Below are 13,744 nucleotides of genomic sequence, written 5' to 3'. Positions count from 1 at the left end.
ATGAGCAGGAAGCCTATCCCATGGCCTGATCGGCAGGCCGCACGGCGTGAAGCGGCAACGCTCAGGTTCCGAGAACGGGTCTCGGCTGCGACCGTTCGAGCCTTCGAGCGCTCGGGAGAGCACGAGCCTGTTCATATCTTGACGACGCCGCGCCTTCCCCCTCGCAGTGCCAGGGCAAGGTGCCGGCGGGCAGGTACCGGGCGAGCGCATTCAGCGCCAGCATGGCAAGCGTCACGACGGCGACGATGACGATCGCGACGGCCGAGGCCTGGCTCGCGAGGCCGGCCTCCTCGAGGTTGTAGAGCACCACGCCGATGGTCTCCGTGCCGGCGGACCAGAGCAGGGCCGAGACGGTGAGCTCGCTGAAGGCGAGCAGGAACGCCATCAGGCCGCCGGCCACTGCGGCTGGAAGAAGCGAGGGCAGGATCACGTCCATGAGGCGACGCATGATCCGTGCTCCGTCAAGGGCCGCGGCCTCCTCCTGCGCCAAGTCGACCTGGATCATGCCTGCGAGAACGGGCTTGAGCACCACGGCCAGAAAGCGGGCGAGATAGGCGAAGACGATGATCCACGGCGTGCCATAAAGCGACACGCCTATGATCGGCAGCGGCTTCAGGAACAGCAGGATGCAGGCGATGGCCAGCACGATGCCGGGCAGCACATAGGAGATTTCGAGAACGGCCGTCACCAGGATCCTCGCCGGTCCCATCAGCCTCACGAGGCCGTAGGCCAGCGGGATCGAGAACACCGCGAGCAGGCAGGCCGCGCCCCCTGCATAGAGGAGCGAATTGACGAAAGCCCGGATGGTGACGTCCTGCCGCGCCAGCACCTCGACGAAGTTGTCGAGGGTGATCGTCGAAAACGTCAGCGACATGCCGTAGGACGGCACGAGGGCCGCGACGAAGAGCGACAGCATCGGCAGGATGAGCGTGACGGCGATCACCAGGGCAACGGCGATCTCGGCCGCCGGTCTTGCGCGCTCCAGCGTCCAGAAGGGCTGGAGCGGGGCATCCTCTTCCAGCAGTACCTCGCCCCGGCGCGTCAGGAACTGGCTTGCCGCGACGCATAGGATGGCGATGACCGCGACGAGCAGGCCGAGCGCCGCGACGTCACCGAGGATGCCCGTGCCGAAGCTCGACAGGCGGCGATAGATGAGCACGGGAAGGGTGAGATAGTTTACCGGCGCGCCGAGAAGAGCCGGAATGCCGAAATTGCCGATGCCTGCCACGAAGGCGAGCAGGCCCGCGCTCATGAGATGCGGCCGCAGCAGCGGCAGGAGATGATCTGTCACGATCCTGAGCGGCGGCGAGCCGTCCATGCGCGCCGCCTCGACCACGGCGAGCGGAATGCGCTTCAGGCCCGCGCTCATGATCACATAGACGAGGGGCGCGTGGTGCAGCCCCATCACGAGAATGATGCCGAGGCGGCCGAACATCGGATTGGCGCTGCCCGCCTCCGGCGCCAGGCCCAGGGTGTTGAGGATCGGCGAGGCGGGGCCTGCGAGGTGCAGGAAGGCGAGCGCGATCACCTGGGGCGAGATCATCAGCGACAGCACGAACAGGAACGACGCGACCTGACGCCTGCGGATGTCGGTGATGCCCAGCACGAGCGCCATGAGCGTGCCGAGGGGCAGCGCCAGCAGGGTGGAGAAGAAGGCCGTGTCGAGCGTGGCCCAGGTGGCCCGGATGGCCGAGCGGCTGACGAGCGCCGAGAGCGCCTTGTCCGGATCGAACACCCCGCCGGGCGCAAGAGCCGTCAGCAGCAGGCGGCCTGCGGGCAGCAGGTCGAACATCACGACCGCCAAAGCGATGGGAGCGAGAAGACTGAGGCCTCCCCGCTCCAGGAACGACTTGGCGTGTTCGCGGTGTCTCACTGGCCGAAGATGTCGGCGAAGGCCGCCTTGTTCTTGGTCTCGTCGGCAAGCGCCTTGGCGGCATCGAAGCCCATGACCTTGATCTGCTCGCGCGGCGGATAGCCTGCCGGCAGCCCGACGGCTGGGTGCGCTGCGATGTAACCCTGCTTCAGCGCCAGCTCCTGCCCCTCCTTCGAGAGCAGGAAGTCCACGAAGGCGCGCGCGGCTTCGGGATTCTTGGTGGTCTTGAGGATGGCAACCGGCTCCGACACCGCCGAGACGCCTTCCTTCGGGAACACGAACTCGATCGGCGCGCCCTTGGCCTTCTCGCGGATCGGCATGTAGTCGACGACGACGCCGTAGAGCTTCTGGCCGCCGGCCACCTGCTTGAGCACGTCGCCGTTGCCGCCGCCGGCAACCGCCTCGTTGCTCTTCAACGCCTCGTAGTAGTCCCAGCCGCCCTCGATGGTGCCTGTGAGCGTCGCGGCGTGGATGAGGGCGGCGCCCGAGGTGAGGGGGCTCGGCATGACGAGCTGGCCCTTGACCTCGGGCTTCGTGAGATCGAGCCAGGAGGTCGGCTTGAAGGCAGCCTTCGTGTTGTAGGCGATGCCTGTGGTGATCAGCTTGGTGGCGAACCAGAACTTTTTGGGGTCGTGCGTGCCGGCCGGATAGGCTGAAGTATCCGCCTTCTCATGCGCGAGCAGGCGGTCCTCCTTCTTGAGGCCCTCCATGGTGACGCTGTCGGCGATCAGCAGCACGTCGGCCTGGGGCTGGCCGGCCTCGAACTCGGCGCTGAGCTTGGCGAGGATCTTCGGCGTGCCGTCGCGGACGAACGTGACGTTGACCCCCGGATGCTTCGCCTTGAAGGCGTCGATGGTCTGCTGCGCGTCGGTATTGGGCTGGCTCGTATAGAGCACGAGATTGCCGGATGCGCCTTGCGCCTGCGCGAAGGCAGGCACGAGGGTTGCAAGAAGGGGAAGAAGAATGCGCTTCATGGACACGGGGCAGTCCCTCTCTTCGGTAAGGCTGTCCCGCGCTAGCGGTGTTGGATGACGCCTCTGTGACGAAAAGCTTAGTGCAGCAAACGAAAAGGGCCAGCACGCGGCTGGCCCTTTCACAGCTTTGCGATGTCGCAGGTGGCCTCAGGCCGCCATGTCCGCCCGAACCTTTGCGCGGAACTCGTCGATGGAGACCAGCTTGCCGCCCCGTTCCACGTTCCAGAAGGTCCAGCCGTTACAGGAGGGGAACCCTTGCGTCAGCGCGCCGATCTTGTGGATCGAGCCGACGATGGCGCCAAGCGCCAGCGTCCCGTCCGCCCGCACCACGGCCTTGTGGCGCCGGCGCTCGTCCACCAGGGTCTCACCGGCCTTCACGTGCCCGGCTTCGATGATGGAGAGGAAGGGCACGCGCACTTCCGTGCGCTTCTCGGGGGCCGCCGCAATCGACACATCGGAGAGCGGCTCGACCGCCTCGATTCGCTTGCGGGCCGCCTTGGCATAGGTCGAATCGCGCTCGAGGCCGATGAAGTTGCGCCCGAGCATCTTGGCGACCGCACCCGTGGTGCCGGAGCCGAAAAAGGGATCGAGCACCACATCGCCAGGATTGGACGAGGAGAGCAGGATGCGGGCGAGCAGCGCCTCGGGCTTCTGCGTCGGGTGCACCTTGCGGCCGTTCCCGTCCTTCAGGCGCTCGTCGCCGGTGCAGATCGGGATGAACCAGTCCGAGCGCATCTGCACGTCTTCGTTGCCGGCTTTCAGCGCATCGTAGTGGAAGGTGTAGCCCTTCGATTCCGCGCTTTTCGAGGCCCAGATCATGGTCTCGTGCGCGTTGGTGAAGCGGCGGCCCTTGAAGTTCGGCATCGGATTGGCCTTGCGCCAAACGATGTCGTTCAGGATCCAGAAGTTCAGATCCTGCAGGGCCGAGCCCACGCGGAAGATGTTGTGATAGGAGCCGATGACCCACAGGGTCGCGTTCTTCTTCATTACGCGGCGCACGGCAAGCAGCCAGGCGCGGGTGAACGCGTCGTAATCGGCAAAGCTCGCGAACTTGTCCCAGTCGTCGTCGACGGCGTCGACGAGGCTCTGGTCCGGGCGCGTGAGCGCCTGTTCGAGCTGGAGATTGTAGGGCGGATCCGCGAAGACCACGTCCACGCTCTCAGGGGGAAGCTTCTCGAGATTGGCGATGCAGTCGCCGAGAAGGATCTCATTGAGAGGAAGATAATGCGGCAGAACGGAGAGGGGCGTTTGACGCCCCGTCCGAGGTGCCGGCGCAGACCGCCCGGTACGCGAGACATGGATCCGGGAGGCGGCGCCGGCAGCCCCGGTACGCGAGGTACCCATGGGTGATCACCGGTTACGCAACTGACACTCAGGATCATGAGGCGATAGGGTAAAGAGGAGGTTTCCAAACGCGATGAAATCCAAATATTTTGGATCGGCAAAACTTGCCTACGCATTGATAATATTGATTTTTTTCGTTAATCAACGTTAAGGGAGGTTACAGATCCAGTAACCCTTGGCGCAGGGGCGAAAAACTCAATCGATGAAACGGGCAGGGACCCTCGCTCGCCACTGCCGAGAGATGCGCCTTGGTGCTGTAGCCTGCGTTGCTGGCAAAACCATAGGCAGGATAAGCTTGTCCGAGCCTCGTCATCATGCGGTCGCGGACCACTTTCGCCACGATCGAGGCCGCCGCGATGGACGCGATGCTCGAATCACCCTTGACGATCGCTTCCGTCGCGCAGGGGAGGCCAGGGGGATCGTTGCCGTCGACGAAGGCGATGTCGGGCGTGCAGGGGAGCGCCGCGAGCGCCCGGCACATGGCGAGCAGAGAGGCCTGCCGGATATTGATCGTGTCGATCTCCTGGTGCGACACCGAAGCGATTCCCACCTGCGACGTCGCCAGGATCTCGGCGAAGAGCGCCTCGCGCCTGGCTGCCGTGAGCGCCTTCGAGTCAGCCAAGCCCTGGGGCACGTTGTCGAGATCGAGCACTACGGCCGCCGACACCACGGGTCCCGCCAGCGGCCCGCGCCCGACTTCGTCGAGGCCTGCGATGCAGCTGTAGCCCTCGGCGCGGGCAGTCAGTTCACGCTGAAGGCCAAGGCCGGAGGTTTTGGAGGCGCGAATCAGGGTGGTCATGGGCAGGATGAAAGCGGGAAGGCGACCGCTTTGTCATCCGCACATGATGCCGCCGGTGTGAACACCCGCGCCGTCATCCCCGGACTTGTTCCGGGGATCCACGTCTTAAACCCGCTCAAAACCGTGGATGGCCGGGACAAGCCCGGCCATGACGCAGGAGACTAGAACAAGCTCAACTGCCCCGTCTCCTTCGGCGGCACCGTGAACAGGTCCGTGCGCAGGCGCAGGCTTCGCTTGTTGAGCCCCAGCCGCTCGGCCGCCGTCTCGAATCTCCGGCCGAGCATCCAGGCATAGGGGCCGACGCCGGACTGGCGGGTGCTCCAGTTGGCGTCGTAATCCTTGCCGCCGCGGGCCTCCTGCAGCAGCGAGAAGACGTGATTGAGCTTGTCCGGGTAGTGATCGACGAGCCAGTCGCGCATCAGGTCCTTGAGGTCGTGCGGCAGGCGCAGGAGCACATAGCCGGCCTCCTGGGCGCCCGCCTCCGCGCAGGCTTTCAGGATGGCCTCGATCTCGTGATCGTTGATGGCCGGAATGATCGGGGCGACCAGCACCGTCACGGGAATGCCGGCCTCGGTGAGCCTGCGGATCGTCTCGAGGCGCTTGAGCGGAGTGGCTGCGCGAGGCTCCATGCGGCGAGCGAGCTTCGGGTCGAGGGTGGTGACGGAGATTGCCACCTTGGCGAGCTGCCTTGCGGCCATCTGGCCTAGAATATCGATGTCTCGGGTGACGAGAGCCGATTTCGTCACGATGGCGACCGGATGGTTCATCCGGTTCAGCACCTCGAGGATCGAGCGCGTGATGCGGAAGCGCCGCTCCACCGGCTGGTAGGGATCGGTGTTGGAGCCAAGGGCTATAGGAGTCGGCTGATATTTCGGAGACTGCAGCTCCTTCTCTAGAAGCTCCGCCGCATTGGGCTTGGCGAAGATCTTGGTCTCGAAGTCGAGCCCCGAGGACAGGCCCTGATAGGCGTGGGTGGGCCGAGCAAAACAATAGGCGCAGCCGTGCTCGCAGCCACGATAGGGGTTGATCGATTTCTCGAAGAGGATGTCGGGCGAGTCGTTCCTGGTGACGATGGTGCGCGCCTTCTCGACGATCACTTCGGTGGGGAGGGTCGGAAGTTCCTCGTCGATCTCCCAGCCGTCGTCGAAGGCCTCGCGCTGCGCCGGTTCGTAGCGGCCCGACGGGTTGGCCGAGGCGCCGCGGCCCCGGCGGCGATCCACCTCGACCCGGTAGGCCGGGTCGTCCATGCGCCGCCGGGCTGCTTCGGCCGCCTCCAGGGGGGTGCGCTTCACGGGCCTGGAGCGGGCAGGATCATGGGCTTGATCCTTGGCGCGAGCGGTCATTGCAGCCTCGGCGAATCTGGTGTCGGAAGCCGCAAGCTTAAGAACAAATCGGGAACAAAATCAAGACAGGATTGTCAGAAATGCCCTGGCGACGGGCCCGGCAGGAGAGGCTATAGTATTCCCATGATTACCGTTCTCGTTCGCGTGACCCACGGGCCTGAGGCGCTGGCCGCCACCTTGAGCGCCCTCGTTCCAGCCGTTGCCGCCGGCCTCGTCGGCGACGCCGTGATCCTGGCCGACAGGCCGGACGACGCCCTGGCAAAGGTGGCGGATGCTGCCGGCGCAACTCTGGTGACGGCAGCGGCAGGCTCCTGGACGGAAGGGGCGCGGGCCGCGCGGCGCGACTGGCTGCTGTGCCTCGACGACGGCGACATCCCGCAGGAGGGCTGGATCCGGGTGCTCGACCGATTCGTGGCCTTGTCCGGTCCGGAGCAGGGGCTCGCGCGGATGCGGCGTCGACGGGCGGGCGTCATGAGCGGTGCACTCACCAATCTGTTCGCGGGCTCAAAGGTGCGCGGCGGCGATCTCGTCCACCGCCGTGTGCTGATGAACGAGGTGAGGGCCCGCATGCCCGTGCGGCTCTCCGCCACCATCGAGCGCGATCCTGCCTTCGGCTGAGCCATCCATGAATCATTCCACCCAGGCCAACGTGTTCTGCCAGGATGCGGAACTCGGCTACGAACGCAGCCGGACGCGGTTCACCTCCAGCGAGGGGCTCACCCTCGATGAAACCTATCGTCTCGCGCACCTGCCGCTCGTCGCGCCGGATCATCCGCGCGTGATCAGGATGCGGGAGGGCTCGTCCTACGTCATGGGCCGGCATGAGCGGGTGTTCTCGCTCGTGCTGCCGATCTCCGGCGATCTCCTGCTCCGGACCCCGGCGTATCGTGAATTGAACGAGGCCGTAAGGGCGGCGCCGTTCGCCCGCAAAATCGCCTGGGATCTGCTGGGCAGGCGCAAGGACAAGCTGCACGCAACGATCTGCGGCTCGCTTTCCACCGGAGAGCCGCCCGTGCTCCAGGACGTGCAGCGGCAGGAACTGGCCGGGATCGGACCCGTCCATGTGGAGCTGCGCGGATTGTTCTCCGGCAGCGTGAACCGCGGAAGGCTTTACCTTCGGGCCTATCCCGAAAGCCGACAGGGCGAGAACGTCTTCCGGCACATTCAGCGCAGTCTGGGCTGTCGCGAGACAGATCTTTATGTCGTCGGCCTCTACAACCTGACGGACGATCTCGATGCCGACGAGGCGGCGGCACTGGCTTCGCTGATCGAAAGCTGGTGGGACAGGACGATCCTTCGGTTCACCGTCGATCATCTGTGGCTCATGGGAGCATGCGACGACCTCGTTCTCGACTCGACGCTCGCAGAGACCATCCCGCTGGTGTGAGGCTGAAATCTCTCGGCCTCAGGCCTTCAGCTTGCCTCGCTTCAGGTGCTCGTCGAGGCGCGGCATGATCTCGACGAAGTTGCACGGCCGGTGCCGGTAATCGAGCTGGTTGGCCAGAATGCCGTCCCAGGCATCCTTGCAGGCGCCGGGCGAGCCCGGCAGAACGAACACGAAGGTCGTGCCGATCACGCCGGCGGTGGCCCGGGACTGGATCGTCGAGGTGCCGATCTTGTCGTAGGAGATTCGGTGGAAGACAGCGGAAAAGCCTTCCATCCGCTTGTCGAACAGGGGCTCGATGGCTTCCGGCGTCACGTCGCGGCCGGTAAAGCCCGTGCCGCCCGTGGTGACGACCACGTCGATGGTCGGATCGGCAACCCAGCCCTGCACCCTGCCGCGGATCGCCTCCACGTCGTCGGTCACGATGGCGCGGTCGGCGAGCCTGTGTCCCGCCTTCGTGATCCGCTCCGCCAGCGTGGCGCCGGATTTGTCCTCCTCCAGCGAACGGGTGTCGGAAACGGTCAGCACGGCGATGCTGAGGGAGATGAAGGGAAGGCTGTCGTCGATGCCGGGCATGGAGAAGGGCCTGTTCTTCGGAGAAGCATTCAGCGTCCCTGTCATACCCGGCTTACTGCCGGGTCGCCACTCTCGGGTTGTCATTTTGGCGTGAGCGAAGCGAGAGGCCGGAGCCTCCAGCTGCTGATTTCATCTGGATTTCGAGGCTTAAAAGGCGCATCGTGAAAGCCATCCGGTCGTGGCCGCAACGCGGCCGGACGATTGCGTACAACTTAGTCGAACGGAGCCCTGCCGGGGCTTTCGTGAACTCGTGCCATGGCACGTCCAAACTTTGGAGAGGTTGTATGACGAAACGCAAGCTCATCGCAGCATTGGTCCCAGGGCTGTTCGTCCTGTCCTCGCTGGCAACCGCTCAGCAGGCCTTCTCCGTCAAGCCCCTGGTCGAGAAGAAGGTGACGGAGCTGCCGGCAGGCGATCTGTTCTGGCGCATCGACACCTTCGACAGCAAGGAGCAGGCGCAGGCGGCCGCAGGTCCCTTGGGACTGGTGGCCGAGTCAGCAGGTCAGATCTGGCTCTTCGAACTTGGCCGCGCAGGGGAAGCCTCCAAGGGAGGCAAGCGCGTCGCCGAGATCGGGCCGCTCCCTCAGGTCAAGGCAGGGGAGTATCTTCTCCGCATCAACGAGGCAGGCGGTCCTCCAGGCAGCGTCACGTCCGTGCATACCCATCCAGGGTCGGAGGCGTTCTACGTACTGGCCGGGGAACTGACTCAACGGACCCCGCACGGCGTGGCGCGCGTCTCAGCCGGCCAAACCCTGGTAGGTCATGGAGGCGACGTGCCTATGGAAGTGTCGAGCAGCGGCCCAGCCGAATTGAAGGAGTTCGCGCTGTTCGTGGTGGATGCGACCAAGCCGTTCTCATCCCCGGCTCACCTCCACTGAGGCGCATCGCCCAGGAGATCATCGTGGAGGGCAATCCTCACATCTGCCCTCGCGGCTCGGGCTTTATCCAGGGACAGGTCCGTTCAGCGCTCTTAGAGCCGACTGGCCCGGAACGTGTCGCAGGATTGGATCGTCCCGCTCTTCAAGCCGGTCGTGAGCCAGCGCATGCGCTGCTCGGAGGAGCCGTGGGTGAAGCTGTCGGGCACCACGCGGCCTTGTGACTGCTTCTGCAGCCGGTCGTCGCCGATGGCCTCTGCCGCTCGGATCGCCTCCTCGATGTCGCCCTGCTCCAGCGACTTCCAGCGCTGGTTGGAATGGTGGGCCCAGACTCCGGCGAGACAGTCGGCCATTAGCTCGACGCGCACGGAGAGCTGGTTGCCTTCTGCTTTGCTGACCTGCTGCTGGCGCTCCTGCACGCGCGGCAGGATGCCGAGCTGGTTTTCCACATGGTGGCCGACCTCGTGGGCGAGCACATAAGCATAGGCGAAGTCGCCTCCGGCACGGAAGCGACTCTTCATCTCCTCGAAGAAGGACAGGTCGATGTAGACGGTCTGGTCGAGCGGGCAGTAGAACGGCCCCATGGCGGATTGCGCGCCGCCGCAGCCGGACCGGGTGGTGCCGGAGAACAGCACCAGCTTGGGCGCCTGATACTGGCGATTGGCCTGTTGGGGCAGAACCGTGTTCCACACGTCTTCAGTATTGCCGAGGATCGCGGCGGCGAAGCGCCCGGCCTCGTCCTGCGGCGCCCCCTGCCGGCCCTGCTGCTGTTGCTGCTGGTAGCCGGAGCCGCCGCCCGTCATCATCTCGGCGCCCCCGATCAGGATGCGGGGATCGATGCCCAGCGCCCAGCCGACGAGGCCGAGGATCACCATCGCGCCTATTCCGAGGCCCCCGCCGCCCGCCATGCCGATGCCGCGACGGTCTTCCACATTGGACGAGGTTCGAAAGTCTTGCCAGCGCATGATTCACCTACAAGCAGCGGCCCGCGTGCCGCAGGATCTTAAGGCGTAACCATACGAACCGGTTCCGAAAAGGTGTCTTATTCGCGCCCGTCCAGCGCCCGCCGCAGGGCCTGGAAGTCCCGCCAGCCGAGGCGCTTCTGCAGCGGCTGGCGCAGGAGATAAGCCGGGTGCAGGGTCGGCAGGGCTTTGACCTCGCGCCCATCCTCGGCCTTGTAGGTAAACCAGCGGCCGCGGGTGCGCAGGATTCCGTCCTTGATGCCGAGCAGGTTCTGAGCGGCGGGACCGCCGAGGCAGAGCAGGAATTCCGGCGACGCCAGCTCGATCTGCCGCGCGATGAACGGCTTGCAGATCGCGATTTCCTGAGGCGTCGGCGTACGGTTGCCCGGCGGGCGCCAGGGCACGATGTTGGCTACGTAGACCTGGGTGCGATCGAGCCCGATGGTCGCGAGCATGCGGTCGAGCAGCTGGCCGGAGCGGCCCATGAAGGGCTTGCCGATCCGGTCCTCGTCAGCCCCGGGAGCCTCGCCCACCAGCATCACCCGACCTTCCGGGTTGCCGTCCGCGAAGGCGAGGTTTTTGGCTGAAAACTTCAGGGCACAGCCGTCGAAGCCCGCCAGGATCGCCTCGAGCTCCTCGAGGGATTGTGCATGGCGTGCCTGCTCGCGGGCCATGCCGGCGACTTCCTCGGGCGCGCTGGCGGCGGCCTTCGGCAGGGCTCGGGGGGAGGGTGCCGGCTGAGCAGGGGGAGCCTTGGGGGACTGGGGCTTGGCGGCCTCGGCCTTGGGCTCTGCGAAGCGGTTGTGTGGGGTTTCGTCAAGCGCAAGATCGACTCCCGCCTCGACATGGAAGTCGAGCAGCGCCTGGAGAGCGTCGCGGTCGGAAGGGAGATCCTGCATGATCCGTATGTAAGCATTCCCAGGCCTGTGGACAACTCAGGTTTGCGAAGAACCCCAGTGATCTTGGTCCTCACGAGATGAGGTCGAAGAGGGTCGGATTCTCGTCGCGTCTGGCGTCTTCGATGGCGAGGAGGCGGCGCTTGGTCGTGGCGCCGCCATTGGCCGAGAAGCCGCCGAGCCTGCCATCCGCCGCGACGACCCGATGGCAGGGTACGATCACGGCAAACGGATTGCGCCCAAGAGATTGGCCAATGGCTCTGGCGTTGTTGATGCCGAGCCGGGATGCAACTTCACCGTAGGTCACCACGCGGCCCGGCGGGATGCTGCGGGCGATCTCATAAACGCGGCGGTCGAAGTCGGACACGCCCTCCATGTCTAGCGGCACGGCGGACAGATCGCGCGCTTCTCCCCGCAGCAGAGCCGTCACATCGGCGATGATCTCCCGACTGCTCAGGGGCGGCGGGGCCTCGACGATCCCGGGAAAGCGCTTGACGATGCGGCCCCTGGTTCTGGATGCATCGTCCTCGGGGAGCTGGAAGCCGATCACGCCACGCTCGTTCCAGGCCAGCCCGCAGTGGCAGATGGAGGTGTCGAACAGCGCGTAGAACGCCGCATGGTTGGACGGATGGTCCTGCATGCTCCTTTGTAAACCTACCGGCATTGTTGAACAACTCGGGATGGTCACCCCATCCCGGCGATTGCCCTGCCTGGTCACGCCGAAGGATTCCCCTCAAACCTGATGGCGATCATCGGATTTCGGCATAACCTTATGCGGAAAGAGAACTTTCAGCCGTGCTTCAATAAAGCTAGGAGTGTGTGGATTAGAATGGCTTGAGAATTCGGACGGATTGTTCATATGTAAACCGTCTGCTTCATCAGGCGCTGAAGCCGCGTATCAGGAGAAAGCCCATGGCCGATCTGCCCGCCCGTGAATCGATGGAGTTCGACGTCGTCGTCGTGGGCGCGGGTCCCGCAGGCCTCAGCGCCGCCATCCGGCTCAAGCAGCAGGCCGCCGAGGTAGGCGCGGACATCTCCGTGGTCGTGGTGGAGAAGGGCTCGGAGGTCGGTGCGCACATCCTGTCCGGCGCCGTGATCGACCCGATCGGCCTCGACGGCCTCCTGCCGGACTGGCGCTCCGATCCGGACCGGCCCCTCAAGACGGAGGTCACGGCCGACGAGTTCATGTATCTGGGCCATGCCGGCGGCGTGAAGCTGCCCAACGTGTTCATGCCCAAGCTCATGAACAACCACGGCAACTACATCGGCTCGCTCGGCAATGTCGCCCGCTATCTCGGCCGCAAGGCGGAAGAGCTCGGCGTCGAGATCTATCCCGGCTTCCCGGCTTCCGAAGTGCTGATCGAGGACGGCAAGGTCGTGGGTGTGGCCACCGGCGACATGGGCATCAGCCGTGACAGTGAGCCCAACGCCAACTTCACCCGCGGCATGGAGCTTCGCGCCAAGTACACGATCTTCGGCGAGGGCGCGCGGGGCTCGCTCACCAAGCAGATGGTGGAGCGCTTCGGCCTGAATGCGGGCAAGGACCACCAGAAGTACGGCATCGGCATCAAGGAGCTGTGGCAGGTGAAGCCCGAGCACTTCCAGCCGGGCCTCGTGCGCCACTCCATGGGCTGGCCGCTGCCGAACAATTCCGGCGGCGGCTCCTGGCTCTACCACTTCGACGACAACCTCGTGTCCGTCGGCTTCGTGGTGCACCTCAACTACAAGAACCCGACCCTGTCGCCCTTCGACGAGTTCCAGCGCTTCAAGACCCACCCGATGGTGCGCGACGTGTTCGAAGGCGGAAAGCGCATCGGCTATGGGGCGCGCGCCATCATGGAGGGTGGCTGGCAGTCGGTGCCGCGTCTCTCGTTCCCGGGCGGCTGCCTCGTGGGCGACTCGGCCGGCTTCGTGAACGTGCCGCGCATCAAGGGCAGCCACAACGCCATCCTGTCGGGCATGCTCTGCGCCGATCATCTGTTCGCGGCGCTGCAAGCGGGCCGGGCGCACGACGAGGTGGCGTCCTACGAGGAGGCCTGGCGCTCCTCGCCCATCGGCTACGACCTCAAGCGCGTGCGCAACGTGAAGCCGCTCTGGTCGAAATACGGCACCACGGCCGGCGTGGCCTTGGGCGGCCTCGACATGTGGCTCACCGAGATCTTCGGCTGGTCGCCCTTCGGCACCATGAGCCACGGCAAGCCCGATCACGAGTGCCTGCTGCCGCTGTCTCAGGTGAAGCCCATCAGGTACGACAAGCCCGACGGTGTGCTCACTTTCGACAAGCTGTCCTCGGTGTTCCTGTCCAACACCAACCATGAGGAGGATCAGCCGGTCCACCTGAAGGTGAGGGACATGGGCCTGCAGAAGGGATCCGAGCACGACGTCTATGGCGGGCCTTCGCAACGCTACTGCCCGGCGGGAGTCTACGAGTGGGTCGAGGGCGAGGGGGGCGTGCGCTATCAGATCAACGCCCAGAACTGCGTCCACTGCAAAACCTGCGACATCAAGGACCCGAACCAGAACATCAACTGGGTGACGCCCGAGGGCGGCGGCGGGCCGAACTACGTCAATATGTGAGGGCAATCCCTTCCGCGGTCATCCCGGACGCAGCGCAGCGGAGTTCCAGGATTGGGTGCAGGATAAAGCGCGATTTCCCTCCCCCTTGTGGGGAGGGCCAGGGTGGGGGTGTGAGCGCTAAGATTTCAGAAGGTAGCGCCA

General features: G+C 65.2%; 13 protein-coding genes. 4 read left to right on the top strand and 9 right to left on the bottom strand.

Annotation, left to right across the window (positions count from 1 at the left end; translation table 11 throughout):
• Positions 1-61 precede the first annotated feature (61 nt).
• From AC0QTX_RS04990 to AC0QTX_RS04970, 5 genes are all read right to left on the bottom strand, one after another.
• The gene (locus tag AC0QTX_RS04990; protein ID WP_474602727.1) at positions 62-1,873 is read right to left on the bottom strand and encodes an ABC transporter permease; all 1,812 of its coding nucleotides are present in this window, start codon (positions 1,871-1,873) and stop codon (positions 62-64) included.
• Complete coding sequence (locus tag AC0QTX_RS04985) at positions 1,870-2,847, bottom strand: ABC transporter substrate-binding protein (RefSeq protein WP_474602726.1); 978 nt, start codon at positions 2,845-2,847, stop codon at positions 1,870-1,872. Before AC0QTX_RS04985 ends, AC0QTX_RS04990 begins: the two co-directional genes overlap by 4 nt.
• A 147-nt stretch (positions 2,848-2,994) precedes the next feature.
• Positions 2,995-4,191: a DNA methyltransferase gene (locus AC0QTX_RS04980; protein ID WP_474602725.1), complete on the bottom strand. Its 1,197-nt coding sequence runs from the start codon at positions 4,189-4,191 to the stop codon at positions 2,995-2,997.
• A 157-nt stretch (positions 4,192-4,348) separates the two neighbouring features.
• Positions 4,349-4,990 (bottom strand): ribonuclease HII, encoded by a 642-nt coding sequence (locus AC0QTX_RS04975; RefSeq protein WP_474602724.1) that lies wholly within the window; start codon positions 4,988-4,990, stop codon positions 4,349-4,351.
• A 161-nt stretch (positions 4,991-5,151) separates the two neighbouring features.
• The gene (locus AC0QTX_RS04970; RefSeq protein ID WP_474602723.1) at positions 5,152-6,333 is read right to left on the bottom strand and encodes a PA0069 family radical SAM protein; all 1,182 of its coding nucleotides are present in this window, start codon (positions 6,331-6,333) and stop codon (positions 5,152-5,154) included.
• A gap of 123 nt (positions 6,334-6,456) precedes the next feature.
• On the opposite strand from AC0QTX_RS04970, the gene AC0QTX_RS04965 reads away from it, so the two are divergent.
• Positions 6,457-6,951 (top strand): glycosyltransferase family 2 protein, encoded by a 495-nt coding sequence (locus AC0QTX_RS04965; protein WP_474602722.1) that lies wholly within the window; start codon positions 6,457-6,459, stop codon positions 6,949-6,951.
• A gap of 7 nt (positions 6,952-6,958) precedes the next feature.
• Entirely contained in the window at positions 6,959-7,720 is a 762-nt protein-coding gene (locus AC0QTX_RS04960; RefSeq protein WP_474602721.1) for a hypothetical protein, read from the top strand.
• An 18-nt stretch (positions 7,721-7,738) separates the two neighbouring features.
• Here the strand turns inward: AC0QTX_RS04960 and moaB are convergent, their stop codons facing one another.
• Positions 7,739-8,293 carry a molybdenum cofactor biosynthesis protein B gene (moaB, locus tag AC0QTX_RS04955; RefSeq protein WP_474602966.1) on the bottom strand — a complete coding sequence of 185 codons (555 nt, stop codon included), beginning with the start codon at positions 8,291-8,293 and terminating at the stop codon, positions 7,739-7,741.
• A gap of 284 nt (positions 8,294-8,577) precedes the next feature.
• On the opposite strand from moaB, the gene AC0QTX_RS04950 reads away from it, so the two are divergent.
• A complete protein-coding gene (locus AC0QTX_RS04950; RefSeq protein ID WP_474602720.1) occupies positions 8,578-9,171 on the top strand; it encodes a cupin domain-containing protein in 594 nt (197 codons plus the stop codon).
• Between the two features lie 92 nt (positions 9,172-9,263).
• Here the strand turns inward: AC0QTX_RS04950 and ypfJ are convergent, their stop codons facing one another.
• The 3 genes from ypfJ to AC0QTX_RS04935 all read right to left on the bottom strand — a co-directional run bounded on the left by ypfJ (position 9,264) and on the right by AC0QTX_RS04935 (position 11,666).
• A complete protein-coding gene (ypfJ, locus tag AC0QTX_RS04945) occupies positions 9,264-10,133 on the bottom strand; it encodes a KPN_02809 family neutral zinc metallopeptidase (protein ID WP_474602719.1) in 870 nt (289 codons plus the stop codon).
• A gap of 77 nt (positions 10,134-10,210) precedes the next feature.
• The gene (locus AC0QTX_RS04940; protein ID WP_474602718.1) at positions 10,211-11,029 is read right to left on the bottom strand and encodes a uracil-DNA glycosylase; all 819 of its coding nucleotides are present in this window, start codon (positions 11,027-11,029) and stop codon (positions 10,211-10,213) included.
• Positions 11,030-11,099: 70 nt separating this feature from the next.
• Positions 11,100-11,666, bottom strand: coding sequence for a methylated-DNA--[protein]-cysteine S-methyltransferase (locus AC0QTX_RS04935; RefSeq protein WP_474602717.1), 567 nt, complete (start codon positions 11,664-11,666; stop codon positions 11,100-11,102).
• A 272-nt stretch (positions 11,667-11,938) separates the two neighbouring features.
• Between AC0QTX_RS04935 and AC0QTX_RS04930 the strand changes: the two genes are divergently transcribed.
• Positions 11,939-13,603, top strand: a complete 1,665-nt coding sequence (locus AC0QTX_RS04930; RefSeq protein ID WP_474602716.1) for an electron transfer flavoprotein-ubiquinone oxidoreductase — start codon at positions 11,939-11,941, stop codon at positions 13,601-13,603.
• Positions 13,604-13,744 lie beyond the last annotated feature (141 nt).

It is taken from the genome of Microvirga sp. jy35, from assembly GCF_056148915.1.
This window is presented reverse-complemented; position numbering and strand designations above follow the sequence as displayed.

Coding starts and splice junctions, on each gene's coding strand:
- AC0QTX_RS04985 (WP_474602726.1), bottom strand. CDS start 2,847: ATGAAGCGCATTCTTCTTCCCCTTCTTGCAACCCTCGTGCCTGCCTTC.
- AC0QTX_RS04980 (WP_474602725.1), bottom strand. CDS start 4,191: ATGGGTACCTCGCGTACCGGGGCTGCCGGCGCCGCCTCCCGGATCCAT.
- AC0QTX_RS04975 (WP_474602724.1), bottom strand. CDS start 4,990: ATGACCACCCTGATTCGCGCCTCCAAAACCTCCGGCCTTGGCCTTCAG.
- AC0QTX_RS04970 (WP_474602723.1), bottom strand. CDS start 6,333: ATGACCGCTCGCGCCAAGGATCAAGCCCATGATCCTGCCCGCTCCAGG.
- AC0QTX_RS04965 (WP_474602722.1), top strand. CDS start 6,457: ATGATTACCGTTCTCGTTCGCGTGACCCACGGGCCTGAGGCGCTGGCC.
- AC0QTX_RS04960 (WP_474602721.1), top strand. CDS start 6,959: ATGAATCATTCCACCCAGGCCAACGTGTTCTGCCAGGATGCGGAACTC.
- moaB (WP_474602966.1), bottom strand. CDS start 8,293: ATGCCCGGCATCGACGACAGCCTTCCCTTCATCTCCCTCAGCATCGCC.
- AC0QTX_RS04950 (WP_474602720.1), top strand. CDS start 8,578: ATGACGAAACGCAAGCTCATCGCAGCATTGGTCCCAGGGCTGTTCGTC.
- ypfJ (WP_474602719.1), bottom strand. CDS start 10,133: ATGCGCTGGCAAGACTTTCGAACCTCGTCCAATGTGGAAGACCGTCGC.
- AC0QTX_RS04940 (WP_474602718.1), bottom strand. CDS start 11,029: ATGCAGGATCTCCCTTCCGACCGCGACGCTCTCCAGGCGCTGCTCGAC.
- AC0QTX_RS04935 (WP_474602717.1), bottom strand. CDS start 11,666: ATGCAGGACCATCCGTCCAACCATGCGGCGTTCTACGCGCTGTTCGAC.
- AC0QTX_RS04930 (WP_474602716.1), top strand. CDS start 11,939: ATGGCCGATCTGCCCGCCCGTGAATCGATGGAGTTCGACGTCGTCGTC.